This window comes from Streptomyces sp. NPDC044921, assembly GCF_056432865.1.
Genome location: NZ_JBWKIF010000004.1, coordinates 97912 through 112739, shown reverse-complemented (window position 1 = coordinate 112739; position 14828 = coordinate 97912). Strand labels below are relative to the sequence as shown.

The 14828-nt window shown below is 74.4% G+C and carries 13 protein-coding genes; 10 read left to right on the top strand and 3 right to left on the bottom strand.

Annotation, left to right across the window (positions count from 1 at the left end; genetic code table 11):
• Positions 1-9: 9 nt before the first annotated feature.
• The 6 genes from AC07DA_RS07895 to AC07DA_RS07870 all read left to right on the top strand — a co-directional run bounded on the left by AC07DA_RS07895 (position 10) and on the right by AC07DA_RS07870 (position 7583).
• Positions 10-843: a M55 family metallopeptidase gene (locus AC07DA_RS07895; RefSeq protein ID WP_479125605.1), complete on the top strand. Its 834-nt coding sequence runs from the start codon at positions 10-12 to the stop codon at positions 841-843.
• The gene (locus AC07DA_RS07890) at positions 836-2149 is read left to right on the top strand and encodes a M20/M25/M40 family metallo-hydrolase (protein WP_479125603.1); all 1314 of its coding nucleotides are present in this window, start codon (positions 836-838) and stop codon (positions 2147-2149) included. The genes AC07DA_RS07895 and AC07DA_RS07890 overlap by 8 nt, the downstream gene beginning before the upstream one ends.
• A gap of 4 nt (positions 2150-2153) precedes the next feature.
• Entirely contained in the window at positions 2154-4118 is a 1965-nt protein-coding gene (locus AC07DA_RS07885) for a S9 family peptidase (protein WP_479125601.1), read from the top strand.
• The gene (locus AC07DA_RS07880; RefSeq protein WP_479125599.1) at positions 4115-5047 is read left to right on the top strand and encodes a S66 peptidase family protein; all 933 of its coding nucleotides are present in this window, start codon (positions 4115-4117) and stop codon (positions 5045-5047) included. Before AC07DA_RS07885 ends, AC07DA_RS07880 begins: the two co-directional genes overlap by 4 nt.
• Before the next feature lie 163 nt (positions 5048-5210).
• On the top strand, positions 5211-7007 hold the full coding sequence (locus AC07DA_RS07875; RefSeq protein WP_479125597.1) for a CocE/NonD family hydrolase: 1797 nt from the start codon (positions 5211-5213) through the stop codon (positions 7005-7007).
• A 15-nt stretch (positions 7008-7022) separates the two neighbouring features.
• Positions 7023-7583, top strand: coding sequence for a GNAT family N-acetyltransferase (locus AC07DA_RS07870; protein ID WP_479125595.1), 561 nt, complete (start codon positions 7023-7025; stop codon positions 7581-7583).
• Positions 7584-7602: 19 nt separating this feature from the next.
• Here AC07DA_RS07870 and AC07DA_RS07865 read toward each other — a convergent pair whose 3' ends face one another.
• Positions 7603-7950: a VOC family protein gene (locus AC07DA_RS07865; RefSeq protein WP_479125594.1), complete on the bottom strand. Its 348-nt coding sequence runs from the start codon at positions 7948-7950 to the stop codon at positions 7603-7605.
• Between the two features lie 47 nt (positions 7951-7997).
• On the opposite strand from AC07DA_RS07865, the gene AC07DA_RS07860 reads away from it, so the two are divergent.
• Positions 7998-8234 (top strand): hypothetical protein, encoded by a 237-nt coding sequence (locus tag AC07DA_RS07860; RefSeq protein WP_479125592.1) that lies wholly within the window; start codon positions 7998-8000, stop codon positions 8232-8234.
• Between the two features lie 252 nt (positions 8235-8486).
• Here the strand turns inward: AC07DA_RS07860 and AC07DA_RS07855 are convergent, their stop codons facing one another.
• Both AC07DA_RS07855 and AC07DA_RS07850 read right to left on the bottom strand, forming a co-directional pair.
• On the bottom strand, positions 8487-8828 hold the full coding sequence (locus AC07DA_RS07855) for a hypothetical protein (RefSeq protein ID WP_479126095.1): 342 nt from the start codon (positions 8826-8828) through the stop codon (positions 8487-8489).
• A gap of 115 nt (positions 8829-8943) precedes the next feature.
• Positions 8944-9897, bottom strand: a complete 954-nt coding sequence (locus tag AC07DA_RS07850) for an LLM class F420-dependent oxidoreductase (protein ID WP_479125590.1) — start codon at positions 9895-9897, stop codon at positions 8944-8946.
• 162 nt (positions 9898-10059) lie between these two features.
• Here AC07DA_RS07850 and AC07DA_RS07845 point away from each other — a divergent pair, with 162 nt between their 5' ends.
• The 3 genes from AC07DA_RS07845 to ligD are packed head-to-tail and all read left to right on the top strand — an operon-like array spanning position 10060 to position 14818.
• A complete protein-coding gene (locus AC07DA_RS07845) occupies positions 10060-12048 on the top strand; it encodes an NAD(P)/FAD-dependent oxidoreductase (RefSeq protein ID WP_479125588.1) in 1989 nt (662 codons plus the stop codon).
• Complete coding sequence (locus AC07DA_RS07840; protein WP_479125587.1) at positions 12045-13892, top strand: transketolase; 1848 nt, start codon at positions 12045-12047, stop codon at positions 13890-13892. Before AC07DA_RS07845 ends, AC07DA_RS07840 begins: the two co-directional genes overlap by 4 nt.
• Positions 13889-14818 carry a non-homologous end-joining DNA ligase gene (gene ligD, locus AC07DA_RS07835; RefSeq protein ID WP_479125585.1) on the top strand — a complete coding sequence of 310 codons (930 nt, stop codon included), beginning with the start codon at positions 13889-13891 and terminating at the stop codon, positions 14816-14818. The genes AC07DA_RS07840 and ligD overlap by 4 nt, the downstream gene beginning before the upstream one ends.
• The last annotated feature ends 10 nt before the right edge of the window (positions 14819-14828 follow it).

The following is a 14828-nucleotide window of genomic DNA, read 5'->3' as shown; positions in this document are numbered from 1 at the left end:
CGGCCCGTCATGAGAATCCTCGTCAGCGCCGACATGGAGGGCGCCACCGGCGTCACCTGGCCGGACGACGTCATGCCCGGCGCGTCCCAGTGGGAGCGCTGCCGGGCGCTGTTCACCTCCGACGTCAACGCCGCCGTGCTCGGCTTCCTCGACGGCGGCGCCGACGAGGTGCTCATCAACGAGGCGCACTCGACCATGCGCAATCTGCTGCTGGAACAGCTGGACGAGCGGGCGCAGATGCTCACCGGGCGGCACAAGGCGCTGTCCATGGTGGAGGGCGTGCAGTACGGCGACGTGGACGGCGTCGCGTTCGTCGGCTACCACGCGGGCGCCGGCATGGAGGGCGTCCTGGCCCACACCTACCTGGCCAACTCCATCACCGGCGTGTGGCTGAACGACGTGCGGGCGAGCGAGGGCCTGCTCAACGCCCGCGTCGCCGCCGAGTTCGGGGTGCCGGTCGTGCTGGTCACCGGGGACGACGTGGCCTGCGAGGACGCGCTCGGGTACGCGCCGGAGGCGCTGAAGGTCGCCGTGAAGGACCACGTCTCCCGGTACGCCGCCGTGTGCCGCACACCCGCGCGCACCGCCGCCGACATCCGGGCGGCCGCCAAGGAGGCCGCGGCCCTGGCCGTGCGTCACGAGCCGGCGGCCGACGGGCCGTTCACCGTCGCCGTCGAGTTCGACGCGGAGCACCTGGCGATGGCCGCCACCGTCGTGCCGGGGGTGGACCGGATCGGGGAGCGGAAGGTGGCCTGCACCAGCGGGACCATGTACGAGGGCATCCGCGCCTTCAAGGCGGTCACCACGATCGTCGCGGCCGCGGTGGAGGAGCAGTATGGCTGAGCAGGTGGACGCGCAGGCGCTGGACGAGGTCGTGACGTACACGTCCGACCTGATCCGCATCGACACCACCAACCGGGGCGGCGGCGACTGCCGGGAGCGGCCCGCCGCCGAGTACGCCGCCGCGCGGCTCGCCGAGGCCGGGATCGAACCGACCCTCTTGGAACGCACCGAGGGACGCACCAACGTCGTCGCCCGCGTCGAGGGCAGCGACCCCTCGGCCGGCGCGCTGCTCCTCCACGGTCACCTGGACGTCGTGCCCGCGGCGGCCGCCGACTGGACCGTGCACCCGTTCTCCGGGGAGATCCGCGACGGGGTGGTCTGGGGGCGCGGCGCCGTCGACATGAAGAACATGGACGCCATGATCCTGGCCCTGGTGCGCTCCTGGGCCCGGCGGGGCGTGCGTCCCCGGCGGGACGTCGTCATCGCGTTCACCGCGGACGAGGAGGCCAGCGCCGCGGACGGCGCCGGGTTCCTCGCCCGCGAGCACGCCGCGCTCTTCGAGGGCTGCACCGAGGCCGTCGGCGAGTCGGGCGCGTTCACCTTCCACGACGGCGGCGGACGGCAGATCTACCCGATCGCGGCCGGGGAACGCGGCACCGCCTGGCTCAAGCTCACCGCGCGCGGACGCGCGGGGCACGGCTCCAAGGTCAACCGGGACAACGCCGTCACCCGCCTCGCCGGCGCGATTGCCCGGATCGGCGCGCACGAGTGGCCGCTGCGCCTGACCCCGACCGTGCGCGCCGCGCTCACCGAACTCGCCGCGCTCTACGGCATCGAGACCGACCTCGCCGACGTCGACGCCCTGCTGGACAAGCTCGGCCCGGCGGCCCGGCTCGTCGAGCCGACCCTGCGCAACAGCGCCAACCCGACCATGCTCGACGCCGGTTACAAGGTCAACGTGATCCCCGGGCAGGCCGTGGCCTACGTCGACGGCCGGTTCCTGCCCGGCGGTGAGGACGAGTTCCGCGCCACCCTCGACCGGCTCACCGGCCCGGACGTGGAGTGGGAGTTCCACCACCGCGAGGTGGCCCTGGAGGCGCCGGTGGACGCGCCGACCTTCGCGCGGATGCGGGCCGCCGTCGAGGCGTTCGCGCCGGAGGGCCACGTCGTGCCGTTCTCCATGTCCGGCGGCACGGACGCCAAGCAGTTCTCGCGCCTCGGCATCACCGGCTACGGTTTCACCCCGCTGCGGCTGCCGGACGGGTACGACTACGCTGCCATGTTCCACGGCGTCGACGAACGGGTACCGGTCGAGGCGCTGCACTTCGGCGTCCGCGTCCTCGACCGGTTCCTGCGGACCGCCTGACCGAGTGGGGGAGACGGTGCGGACGCTGGCGTACGGGGCGTGGCCCTCGCCCATCGACGCGGCCCTGGCCGCCGCGCACGACGGGCACCCGGAGTACGTGGGCTTCGTCGGTGACGAGGTGTGGTGGACCGAGCCGCGCCCCGCCGAGGACGGCCGGCGCACCCTGGTGCGGCGCCACCCCGACGGGCGGGAGGAGCCGCTGCTGCCCGCGCCGTGGAACGTGCGCAGCCGCGTCGTCGAGTACGGCGGACACCCCTGGGCGGCCCTGCCGGACGAGGACGGCCCGCTGGTGGTGTTCGTGAACTTCGCCGACCAGCGGCTCTACCGCTGCCGGCCGGGTGGCGAACCCGGCCCGCTCACGCCCGTGTCCCCGGTGGGCGGCGGCCTGCGCTGGGCGGAGCCGCTGCTGCGGCCGGAGCACGGCGAGGTGTGGTGCGTGCTGGAGGAGTTCACCGGCGACGGGCCCACCGACGTGCGCCGCGTCCTGGCCGCCGTACCACTGGACGGATCCGCCGCCCAGGACCGGGGCGCCGTGCGCGAACTCACCGACGACCGGCACCGGTTCCTGACCGGGCCGAAGCTCTCGCCCGACGGGCGGCGGGCGGCCTGGCTCGCCTGGGACCACCCCCGCATGCCCTGGGACGGCACCGAACTGGTCCTCGCCGACGTCGGCGAGGACGGCACCCTGCGCGGCGCCCGCACCGTGGCCGGCGGGCCCGGGGAGGCCATCGCCCAGGCCGACTGGACCCACGACAACCGTCTGCTGCACGCCAGCGACCGCACCGGCTGGTGGAACCTCTACCTCGACGGGCAGCCGGTGTGCCCGCGCGAGGAGGAGTTCGCCGACGCGCTGTGGAAGCTGGGGTGGAGATGGTTCACGCCCCTGGCGAGCGGTCTGGTCGCCGTCGTGCACGGCCGGGGAGCCACCGCCCTCGGCGTCCTCGACCCCGAGACGGGCGAGGTCGTCGACGCGGCCGGGCCGTGGACCGAGTTCGCGCCGACCCTCGCCGCCCACGGCGAGCGGGTCGTCGCCGTGGGCGCCAGCCCGCGCAGCGCCTACGAGGTCGTGGAACTGGACACGCGCACCGGCCACGCCCGCGTCATCGGCGCCGAGCACGACGACGCCGTGGACCCCGCCTTCTACCCCGAGCCGCAGATCCGCACGTTCACCGGCCCGGACGGACGTGACATCCACGCCCACATCTACCCGCCGCACCACCCCGCCTGCGTCGCGCCGGGCGACGAACTGCCGCCGTACGTCGTCTGGGCGCACGGCGGGCCCACCGGCCGGGCGCCGCTCGTGCTCGACCTGGAGATCGCCTACTTCACCTCGCGCGGCATCGGCGTCGCCGAGGTCAACTACGGCGGCTCCACCGGCTACGGGCGCGCCTACCGCGAACGGCTGCGCGAGCAGTGGGGCGTGGTCGACGTCGAGGACTGCGCCGCCGTCGCCCTGGCCCTCGCCGACGAGGGCACCGCCGACCGGGACCGGCTCGCCGTGCGCGGCGGCAGCGCGGGCGGCTGGACCGCGGCCGCCTCGCTCACCACGACCGACGTGTACGCCTGCGGCACCATCAAGTACCCCATCCTCGACCTCACCGGCTGGGGCACGGGGGAGACCCACGACTTCGAGTCGCTGTACCTGGAGAGCCTGATCGGTCCGCTCGCCGAGGTGCCCGCGCGGTACGCGGAGCGCTCGCCCGCCGCCCACGCCGACCGGCTGCGGGTGCCGTTCCTGCTGCTGCAGGGTCTGGACGACGTGATCTGCCCGCCCGTCCAGTGCGAGCGGTTCCTGGCCCGGCTGGCGGGCCGGAACGTGCCGCACGCCTACCTCGCCTTCGAGGGGGAGGGGCACGGGTTCCGCAGGGCGGAGACCATGGTGCGCGCCCTGGAGGCCGAATTGTCGCTGTACGCCCAGGTGTTCCGGCTGAACCCGCTCGGCGTCCCCACCCTGGAGCTCACCAAGTGAAACCGCTCGTCCGGCCGCCCCGGCTCACCCCCGGGGCCCGCGTGGCCGTCGTCGCCCCCAGCGGCCCGGTGCCCGAGGAGCGGCTGCAGGCCGGGCTCGACGTCCTGCGCGGCTGGGACCTCGACCCCGTGGTGGCGCCGCACGCGCTGGGCCGTCACGAGAGGTTGGGGTACCTGTCCGGCACGGACGAACAGCGGGCCGCCGATCTGCAGGGCGCCTGGTGCGACCCGTCGGTCTCCGCCGTGCTGTGCGCCCGGGGCGGCTACGGCGCGCAGCGCATGGCCGACCTGCTCGACTGGGACGCGATGCGGGCGGCGGGGCCGAAGGTGTTCGCCGGGTTCAGCGACATCACCGTCCTGCACCAGGCCTTCGCCACCCGACTGGGCCTGGTGACGCTGTACGGCCCGGGGGTGGCCGGTGTCGACTTCCTCAAGCACGCCCGCGCGCAGGAGCGGCTGCGGGCCACCCTCTTCGAGCCGGAGTCCGTGCGCACCCTCACGGCCGTGCCCCCGGGCGGACCCGCGCTGGTGCCGGGGCGGGCCCGGGGCGTCACGCTGGGCGGCTGCCTGAGCCTGCTCGCCAGCGACCTCGGCACGGCGCACGCCCACGCCGGCGCCCGGGGCGGACTGCTGCTCGTGGAGGACGTCGGCGAGAGCCCGTACCGCCTCGACCGGTACCTGACCCAACTGCTGCGCTGCGGCTGGCTGGACGGGGTCGCCGGGATCCTGCTCGGCTCCTGGGCCGCCTGCGGTCCGTACGAGGAGGTGCGCGCGGTCCTCGCCGACCGGCTGGGCGGCCTCGGGGTGCCGGTCGTGGAGGAGTTCGGGTTCGGGCACGGCGACGGCGCGCAGACCATGCCGTTCGGGGTCGCGGCCGAACTCGACGCCGACGCGGGCACGTTGACGCTCGACGCGCCGGCCCTGAGCTGAGCGGGGCGTCCGCTGAAACGCCGTCAAGAACCCTCGTTTCGGTGATTGACGGCTGCTGACACGTGTCACACCATGACTACCGACCAGTACCTACTGGTCGGTATCCAGGTCCACCGGGTCGTCCGGGCCTCTCCCGCCCGCCGCCCTCACCGTGGAGGTCCGTGTGTCCCGACGCGCGCCCAGATTCCGCGCACCCCTCGCCTTCGCACTGGCCGCCGCCCTGGCCGCCCCGCTCGCCCTCACCCCACCCGCGACGGCGGCCGGCTCCTACACCGTCACCCCGCTGGAGTTCACCGTCCGGGCGGGCGGGCGTGCCTGCACGGTCGACGCCGACCTGTACCGTCCGGCGGGCGTGGACCGGGACCACCCGGCGCCCGCCGTGCTCGGCACGAACGGCTTCGGCGGCAGCAAGGCGGACGGCTCGACGGACACCATCGGCAAGGCCTTCGCCCGGCGCGGCTACGTCTCGCTCGTCTACTCCGGGCTCGGCTTCGGCCGCAGCGGCTGTCTCATCTCCCTCGACGACCCGGACATCGACGGCGCGGCGGCCTCACAACTCGTCGACTTCCTCGGCGGAAAACGCGCCGCCGACGACGGCACCACCGCCGACTTCGTCACGCGCGACGCCCCCGGCGACCCCCGCGTGGGCATGATCGGCGGCTCCTACGGCGGGGCCGTGCAACTGGCGACGGCCGCCGTCGACCACCGCCTCGACGCGCTCGTGCCGATGATCACCTGGCACGACCTGGCGTATTCCCTCGACCCCAACAACGCCGTCGGCGCCGGCGGCGTCCCCGGCGCCTTCAAGTGGCAGTGGACCAACGGCTTCTACCTCATCGGCGAGGGCCAGCCGCTGCTCCGGCCCAGCCTCGACCCGTCCCGGATCAACTCCCTGGCCTGCCTGCACTTCGTCACCGAGGCCTGCCGGACCGTCCACACCCTCAACTCCGGCCGCTACCCGGCCGGCCGCACCGCCGAACTGCTCGCCTTCGCGCGGCGCGTGTCGCCGGTGTCGTACCTGCACCGCGTCAAGGCGCCCACCCTGCTGGTGCAGGGGCAGGCCGACACCCTGTTCAACCTCAACGAGGCGACGGCGACGTACCGCACGCTCAAGGCGCGGGGCACTCCGGTGAAGATGATCTGGCAGTCCTGGGGGCACAGCGGCGGCATCACCGGCCCCGGGGCCGCCGCCGAACTCGACCTGTCGAAGGGCAACCTGGACACCAGCTACGTCGGCCGGCGCGTCCTCGCCTGGTTCGACCGCCACCTGCGCAAGCAGACGAGCACCGACACCGGGCCGGCCTTCGCCTACTACCGCGACTGGATCACCGACCCGGACCGCGTCTACGCCACCGCCGACCGGCTGCCCGCCCTCGACCGCACCCTGTACCTCTCCGGCGACGGCCGGCTCGTCGACCACCGCGCGCAGGTGACCCCGGGGCGCCGGACCTACACCAACTGGGCCGTTCCCACGAGCCATTCGGAGAGCTCCCTGGCCGGGCTCCTCGGGGTGCCCGACTCACCGCCCCGCGACGCCAAGGGCACCCACCTCGCCTGGACCAGCGCCCCGCTGAAGCGGCCCCTCGACGTCGTCGGCGCGCCCCGGGCCACGCTCAGGGTCCTCTCCCCGAAGGCCGGGCGCACCCAGCACTCCGGCGACGCGGCCGACAAGCTGGTGCTGTTCGCCAAGGTCTACGACGTCGCACCCGACGGCACCCGCACCCTGGTGCGGCGCCTGGTCGCGCCCGTCCGGGTGCCGGACGTGACCAAGCCCTTCACGGTCACCCTGCCCGGCATCGTGCACCGCTACGAGACCGGGCACCGGCTGCGGTTCGTGATCGCGGCGAGCGACGACGCGTACTTCGGCAACCGGGGGATCAAACCGGTCACCGTCGTCAGCGGGCCGGGCCACCCCGGTGTGCTCCGGCTGCCCGTGGCCGGCTCCCGAGCGACGCGGTGAGGTTACCGTGGCGGGGTGCCCCACAACGCATCCCGCTATCTCACCGAAGGCCCCCGGGTGGGCCTGCGGCACTTCACCCACGAGGACGGCGCCGAGTTCACCGCCCGCGCCCGGGAGAGCAAGGACCTGCACCACCCCTGGCTCTTCCCGCCCCTCACCGTCCGGGCGTACACCGCGTACGCGGGCCGGCTGATCGAGGACCCCACGCGGGCCGGCTTCCTGGTCTGCGAGAAGCACGACGGGTCCATCGCCGGGTTCATCAACATCAACAACATCGTCGAGGGCGGCTTCCAGTCCGGGGCCCTCGGCTACGGCGCCTTCGCGCACGCCGCCGGACGCGGGCTGATGCGCGAAGCGCTGCACCTCGTCGTCCGGTACGCGTTCGGCCCGCTGCGGCTGCACCGGCTGGAGATCAACGTGCAGCCGCGCAACGCCGCGTCGATCGCGCTGGCCCGCGCCTGCGGATTCCGCCTGGAGGGCTTCTCGCCGGACATGCTCTTCGTCGACGGGGCCTGGCGCGACCACGAACGCTGGGCGATCACCGCCGAGATGGTCGAACGGCCGGGGCGCCGCTGAGCCGGGCCCCGGCCGGGGCTCACGCCTGGCGGTCCACGTACTCGTAGACCGAGCCGTCCGGATGCAGGGCGATGAGGTTGCGGCCCGCCGGTGAGGCGATGGGGCCCGCGACGACGTGGGCCCCCAGCTCGGTCAGCACCTTGTGGGTCTCCTCGACATCCGTCACGGCGATCGTCGCCGCCACCTTGCGCAGCAGCTCCAGCTCGGCCGGCGGACCACTCATCAGCAGGAAGCAGCCGACCGCCGCCACCTGGACGCCGCCCCGCTCGAAGCGCTGGGCTCTGCCGCCCGCCAGCCGCTCGTAGAAGGGGATCGCCGTCTCGAGGTCGTCGACGCAGACGCGCAGTGTGGCACCCAGAATCTCCATGCGCACGAGCCTAGTTACCGGCCGGGGGGCGAGGGTACCGGCCCGGCATGAAGTCGTTGGTCACCTGGAGCAACGACGGCGCCCCCGACGGGCCGGCCAACCTGTGGGAACCGGTGGACCCGCGGGGGACGGACTTCGGCGCGCACGGGCGGTTCGACGACGAGGCCGAGGGCGGCGGCCCGCAGCCGTGGCTGTCCCGCAACCGCGGGTGGCTGGGCGCGGCGCTCACCGCCGGGGCCGGGGCCCTGGCGGCCCGCAGGCTGACGGGATCGGGCCGCCGCTGACCGCGCTGGTGGCGGGCCTGGTCCGCGGTGAGCGGCGCTCGCGGCGGGATCGGGCTGCGGCTAGCCGCGCTTGCGGCGGGGGCGGGCTGCCGCTGACCGTGCTGGTGGCGAGACTGGTCCGCGGTCAGCCGCGTTTGCGGAGGGAGCGGGCTGCCGCTGACCGTGCTGGGGGCGGGCCTGGTCCGTGGTGAGCGGCGGTCGCGGCGGGATCGGGCTGCGGTCAGCCGCGTTTGCGGCGGGGGCGGGCTGCCGCTAGTCGCGCTCGGCGGTCGGCTGGGGCGCCTCGCTCGCGTCCAGGAAGCGCAGCAGCACCTCCGCCTCCGCCCGGAGCCGTGCGGCCCGGTCGGCGTGCGCCGGGATGGTCAGCAGGGCCGCCGCCTGCAGCCTCTCGTCGGCCTCGGCACGCACCAGGTGCGCGACCTCGTGCTCGCCCAGTTCGCGCCGGGCCGCCTCGGTGGCGCCGACCCCGGCCGGCGAGGCCTCCAGGGCCCCCGCACGCGGAGAGTCCTCGCCCAGCGGGACCGCCTCCGCGTTGTCCAGCGTGGCCAGCGTCGAGCGCAGGGCGCTCACCGCGGCCTTGTCACGGGACCGGATCGCCTCCGGCAGGGCGGCACGCAGACGCAGACGAAGAGACATGCCGGCGACTGTAGGCGACCCGGTCCCGCGGCACCTCCCGATTTCGGGCACCCGCGCAACGGCGCTCACGTGCTCACGGCAGCTGCGGCAGCACCTTCGTGCGGTAGAAGTCGAAGAAGCCGCGCATGTCCGGGCCGATCTGGTTGACGTAGACCCGGTCGAAGCCCGCGTCGGCGAACCGCTTCAGCTCCGCCACGTGCTCGTCCACGTCGTCGCCGCACACCCGGTTCTCGCGCACCATGTCCTCGGTGACCAGCTGCTGCGCCTGCTCGAAGTGCTTCGGCGACGGCAGTACCTGGGCCAGCTCGCCCGGCAGCTGCTCGTTCGCCCAGAGACGGTGCACCGTGCGCACGGCCTCCTCCTTGTCGGTGCCGTAGCAGACCTTGGTGCCGCCGCTGACCAGCTTGCCGCCGCCCCCGCCCTTGCGGTACTGCTCCACCATCGTCTCGTCGGGCATCATCGTGATGTAGCCGTCGCCGACGCGGGAGGCGAGCGCCGTCGCCGCCGGGCCGAAGCCGGAGATGTCGATCGGGATCGGCTCGTCCGGGACCGTGTACAGGCGGGCGTTCTCGACCGTGTAGTGCGGCCCGTGGTGGTTGACCTCCTCGCCCGTGAACAGGCGGCGCATCACCTGGATGGCCTCCTCCAGCATGTCCAGCCGGACGTGGGCCGGCGGCCAGTGGTCGCCCAGGATGTGCTCGTTGAGGGCCTCGCCGGAGCCGACGCCGAGCCGGAAGCGGTTGTTCGTCATCACCGCGCTGGTCGCCGCGGCCTGCGCCACCACCGCCGGGTGCGTGCGCACGGTCGGGCAGGTCACCGCCGTCTCGATCGGCAGGGACACCGCCTCGGACAGCGCGCCGATCACCGACCACACGAACGGGCTCTGGCCCTGTTCGTCGTTCCACGGGTGGTAGTGGTCGGAGATCCACAGCGCCTGGAAACCGGCCTGCTCGGCCATCCGCGCCTGCTCGATCAGTTCCGCTGGTCCGTACTGCTCGCAGGAGAGGAAGTATCCGTACTCGGGCATGGGGGAGTGCCTCCGCGACGTCGGTGATGCGTATCCCGCACCGGGTACCCGGGCGGGCGGCCGGAAACCGGTGGCGTCGGGCGGGCGGACGTTTGGGTGCCCTGGCCAGGGGGACGCGGAAGGCTCCCGAGGTACGCGAACAGCGCCGGAGGCGAGTCAACCGTGAGTCGACCCCGCATCGTGATCGTCGGTGCCGGTTTCGCCGGATACCGCACGGCCCGCACCCTGTCCCGCCTCACCCGGGGCCGGGCCCACATCACCCTGCTGAACCCGACCGACTACTTCCTCTATCTGCCCCTGCTGCCCCAGGTCGCCGCCGGCGTCCTGGAGCCGCGCCGGGTCACGGTCTCCCTCTCCGACACGCTGCCGAACGTACGGCTGGTCCTGGGCGAGGCCGACCGGATCGACCTGGACGAGCGCACCCTGCACTACACCGGACCCGAGGGCGAGGAGGGCGCCCTCGCCTACGACCGGCTGGTGCTCGCCGCGGGCAGCGTCAACAAGCTGCTGCCGATCCCCGGCGTCGCCGAGCACGCGCACGGTTTCCGCGGGCTGCCCGAGGCGCTGTACCTGCGCGACCACGTGACCCGGCAGGTGGAGCTCGCGGCCGCCGCCGACGACCCGAGGACGTGCGCCGCGCGCTGCACCTTCGTCGTGGTCGGGGCGGGCTACACCGGCACCGAGGTGGCGGCGCACGGGCAGATGTTCACCGACGCGCAGGTCCGCAGGCACCCGTTGCGGCGGGGCATGCGGCCGCGCTGGATGCTGCTGGACGTGGCGCCGCGGGTGCTGCCCGAGATGGACGAGAAGCTGTCCGCCACCGCCGACCGGGTGCTGCGGCAGCGGGGCGTGGACGTGCGGATGGGCACCTCCGTGAAAGAGGCCACGCACGACGGGGTCCTGCTGACCGACGGCGAGTTCGTCGAGACGCGGACCCTGGTGTGGTGCGTGGGCGTGCGGCCCGACCCGCTGGTCGAGTCCCTCGGGCTGCCGATGGAGAAGGGGCGGCTGCTCGTCGACCCGCACTTGCAGGTGCCCGGGCGGCCGGAGGTGTTCTCCTGCGGTGACGTGGCCGCCGTGCCGGATCTGGAGAAGCCGGGCGGTTACACGCCGATGACCGCGCAGCACGCCTGGCGGCAGGGCAAGATCGCGGCCGAGAACGTCGCCGCGTCGCTCGGCCTCGGCGGGGCGCGCAAGCCGTACCGCCACCGCGACCTGGGGTTCGTGGTCGACCTGGGTGGTGCGAAGGCCGCCGCCAATCCGCTGGGCGTGACCCTGTCCGGTGTGCCGGCGGGTGCGGTGACGCGGGGCTACCATCTGGCCGCCATGCCCGGCAACCGGGTCCGGGTCGCCGCCGACTGGCTGCTGGACGCCGTACTGCCGCGCCAGGCCGTGCAGCTGGGGCTCGTACGGTCCTGGTCCGTGCCGCTGGACACGTCGTCGCCGGAGGTGGCCCGGATGCCGGGCGGCCCCGGGCAGCGGCAGGAGGCGAGCGCGCGGTCGGGGCCGGGGGCGGCGACCGAGGCCGACACGCAGGACGGGGGCACCGGCGCGGGCCCCCACGGGGTTCCGGCCGGCGACGAACCCGCGGAGGGCCGGCCCGGATCCGGCCCGGCCGGTCCGCAGTCCGGGTCCGGGTCCGGGTCCGGCGCCGTGCCGCGCCGCGCCGAGTCCGAGACGGCGAAGGGCAGCCCGGAGGACGGAGCGACCGGGCACAGCGCCGGGTCCGGGTCCGCGGTCCTGCGCCGTACCGAGTCGGAGACGGCGAAGGGCCGCCCCAGTGAAGGCGCGACCGCCGACGGGCCCGGCGGTGACCCGGTGGCAACACGGCTGGGCGACGAGCCGGGCCAGGGGCAGCCGGGTGGGGAGCCCGCGAAGGACCAGCCGGGCGGGGAGCCCGCGAAGAACCAGCCGGGCGGTGAGCCTGCGAAGAACCAGCCGGGCGGTGAGCCCGCCAGGAATCAGCCCGGTGGGGAGCCCGCGAAGAACCAGCCCGGTGAGGAGGCCGCCGCGCCGCAGCCCGGGGCGTCGGCGCAGGCCGGATCCTCGCCGCAGCCCCCGGCCGAGCAGCCGCCGCCGGATCCCGGCGGCTCCCCCGGCCCCGTCAAGCGAACCGACGCCCCGGACGACTCCGCGAAAGGAGACTCATGAACACCGGTGAACTCACCGACCTCGGACAGCAGCTGCGCGTCGACAGTGTCCGCGCCGCCGCCGCGGCCGGCTCCGGGCACCCGACGTCGTCGATGTCCGCAGCGGACCTGATGGCCGTCCTGCTCGCCCATCACTTCCGCTACGACTTCGACCGTCCGGCCCACCCGGGCAACGACCGCTTCGTGCTGTCCAAGGGACACGCCTCGCCACTGATGTACGCAGCGTTCAAGGCGGCCGGCGCCATCGACGACGAGGAACTGCTCACCTTCCGCAAGCTGGGCAGCCGCCTCGAGGGCCACCCCACCCCGCAGCGCCTGCCGTGGGTCGAGACGGCCACCGGCTCGCTCGGGCAGGGCCTGCCCGTCGGCGTCGGCATCGCGCTGGCCGGCAAGCGCCTGGACCGCACCGACTACCGCACCTGGGTGCTGTGCGGCGACAGCGAACTCGCCGAGGGCTCCGTGTGGGAGGCCGCCGAGCACGCCGGGCACGAGCACCTGGACAACCTCACCGTGATCGTCGACGTCAACCGGCTCGGCCAGCGCGGCCCGACCCGGCACGGTCACGACCTGGACGCCTACGCCCGCCGCTTCCAGGCCTTCGACTGGCACACCATCGAGGTCGACGGTCACGACGTCGACGCCATCGACCGCGCCTACGGCGAGGCCGCCTCCACCAAGGGCCAGCCCACCGCGATCCTCGCCCGCACCCTCAAGGGCAAGGGCGTCGAGGCCGTCCAGGACCGCGAGGGCCTGCACGGCAAGCCGCTGCCCGAGGCCGAGGAGGCGATCGCCGAACTCGGCGGCCCGCGCGACCTGCGCGTCCGCGTGCAGGAGCCGGCCGCCACACGCATGCTGCACTCCGTCCACACCGGGGACATCGTGCTCCCGCGGTGGGACGAGGGCGAGGAGGTCGCCACCCGCAACGCCTTCGGCGAGGCGCTCGCCGCGCTCGGCACCGGCCGCGGCGACATCGTCGCCCTGGACGGCGAGGTCGGCGACTCCACCCGCGCCGAGGCCTTCGCCAAGGAGCACCCCGACCGCTACTTCGAGTGCTACATCGCCGAGCAGCAGATGGTCGCCTCGGCGGTCGGGCTCGCCTCCCGCGGCTGGGTGCCGTACGCCGCCACCTTCGCGGCCTTCCTGACCCGGGCCTACGACTTCATCCGGATGGCCTCCGTCAGCGGCTCCGGCGTCAACCTCGTCGGCTCGCACGCGGGGGTCGCCATCGGCCAGGACGGGCCCAGCCAGATGGGTCTGGAGGACCTGGCGATGATGCGGGCGGTGCACGGCTCGACCGTGCTGTACCCGTGCGACGCCAACCAGACCGCGCGGCTCGTCGGCGCCATGGCCGGCCTGGAGGGCATCCGCTACCTGCGCACCTCCCGTGGCGCGAGCCCGGTGATCTACGGCCCGGACGAGGAGTTCCCGGTCGGCGGCAGCAAGGTGCTGCGCTCCTCCGGCGAGGACCGGCTGACGCTGGTCGCCGCCGGCGTCACCGTCCACGAGGCGCTGGCCGCCGCCGACGCGCTGGAGGAACAGGGCATCCGGGCGCGGGTGATCGACCTGTACTCGGTCAAGCCCGTCGACCGCGCCACGCTGCGCCGGGCCGCGGAGGAGACGGGCTGCCTGGTGACCGTGGAGGACCATCACCCGGAGGGCGGCATCGGTGACGCGGTCCTCGACGCGTTCACCGACGGCCGGCCCGTGCCGCGCCTGGTGCGGCTCGCCGTGCGGACCATGCCCGGTTCGGCGTCCCCGGACGAGCAACTGCACGCCGCCGGCATCGACGCGGAGTCCATCGCGGCGGCCGGACGGCTGCTGGTGGAGGAGGCGGTCGTGCCGTGAGCGGCAAGGACGGCACGCGCAGGGTGCGGGCGGGACGCCGCACGGTGGAGGTGCACCGGCCGGACAAGGTGCTCTTCCCCGGCGGTGGCGACGCCAAGGAGTACACCAAGGGCGACCTGGTGGACTACCACCGGGCGGTCGCACCCTTCATGCTGCCCCACCTGCGCGGCCGGCCCCTGATGCTGGAACGGCACCCGGACGGCATCGACGGGCCCCGGTTCATGCAGAAGAACACGCCGGAGCACTACCCGGAGTGGATCAGGCGCGTCGACCTGGCCAAGGAGGGCGGCACCGTCCGCCACGCCGTGTGCGACGACACCGCCACCCTGCTGTACCTGGCCGACCAGGCGAGCATCACCCTGCACCGCTGGCTGTCCCGCGCCGACCGCCCGGACCACCCGGACCGGATGGTGTTCGACCTCGATCCGGCGGGCGACGACTTCGAGGCCGTGCGGGAGGCCGCCGGGCTGCTCGGGGAGCTGCTCGACGAACTGGGGCTGCCGTCAGCGCCGATGACCACCGGCTCGCGCGGACTGCACGTGATCGTGCCGCTGAACGGCCGGCACGACTTCGACGACGTGCGCGCCTTCGCCCGGGACGTCGCCGACACCCTCGCCGGCGCCCACCCCGACCGGCTCACCACCGCCGCCCGCAAGAAGGAGCGCGGCGAGCGGCTCTACCTCGACATCCAGCGCAACGCCTACGCGCAGACCGCCGTCGCGCCCTTCACGGTCCGGCCCCTGCCGGGCGCCCCGGTGGCCACCCCGATCACCTGGGAGGAGCTGGACGACCCGGAGCTGAACGCCCGCCGGTGGACCGTGGCCGACGCGGTCGAGCAGGCGCGCACCGATCCCTGGTCGGGCCTGCTGGACCGGGGCCGGGCGCTGGGTCCGGCCCGGCGGCGGCTGAACGCCCTGCGCGGCTGAACCGGCCCGC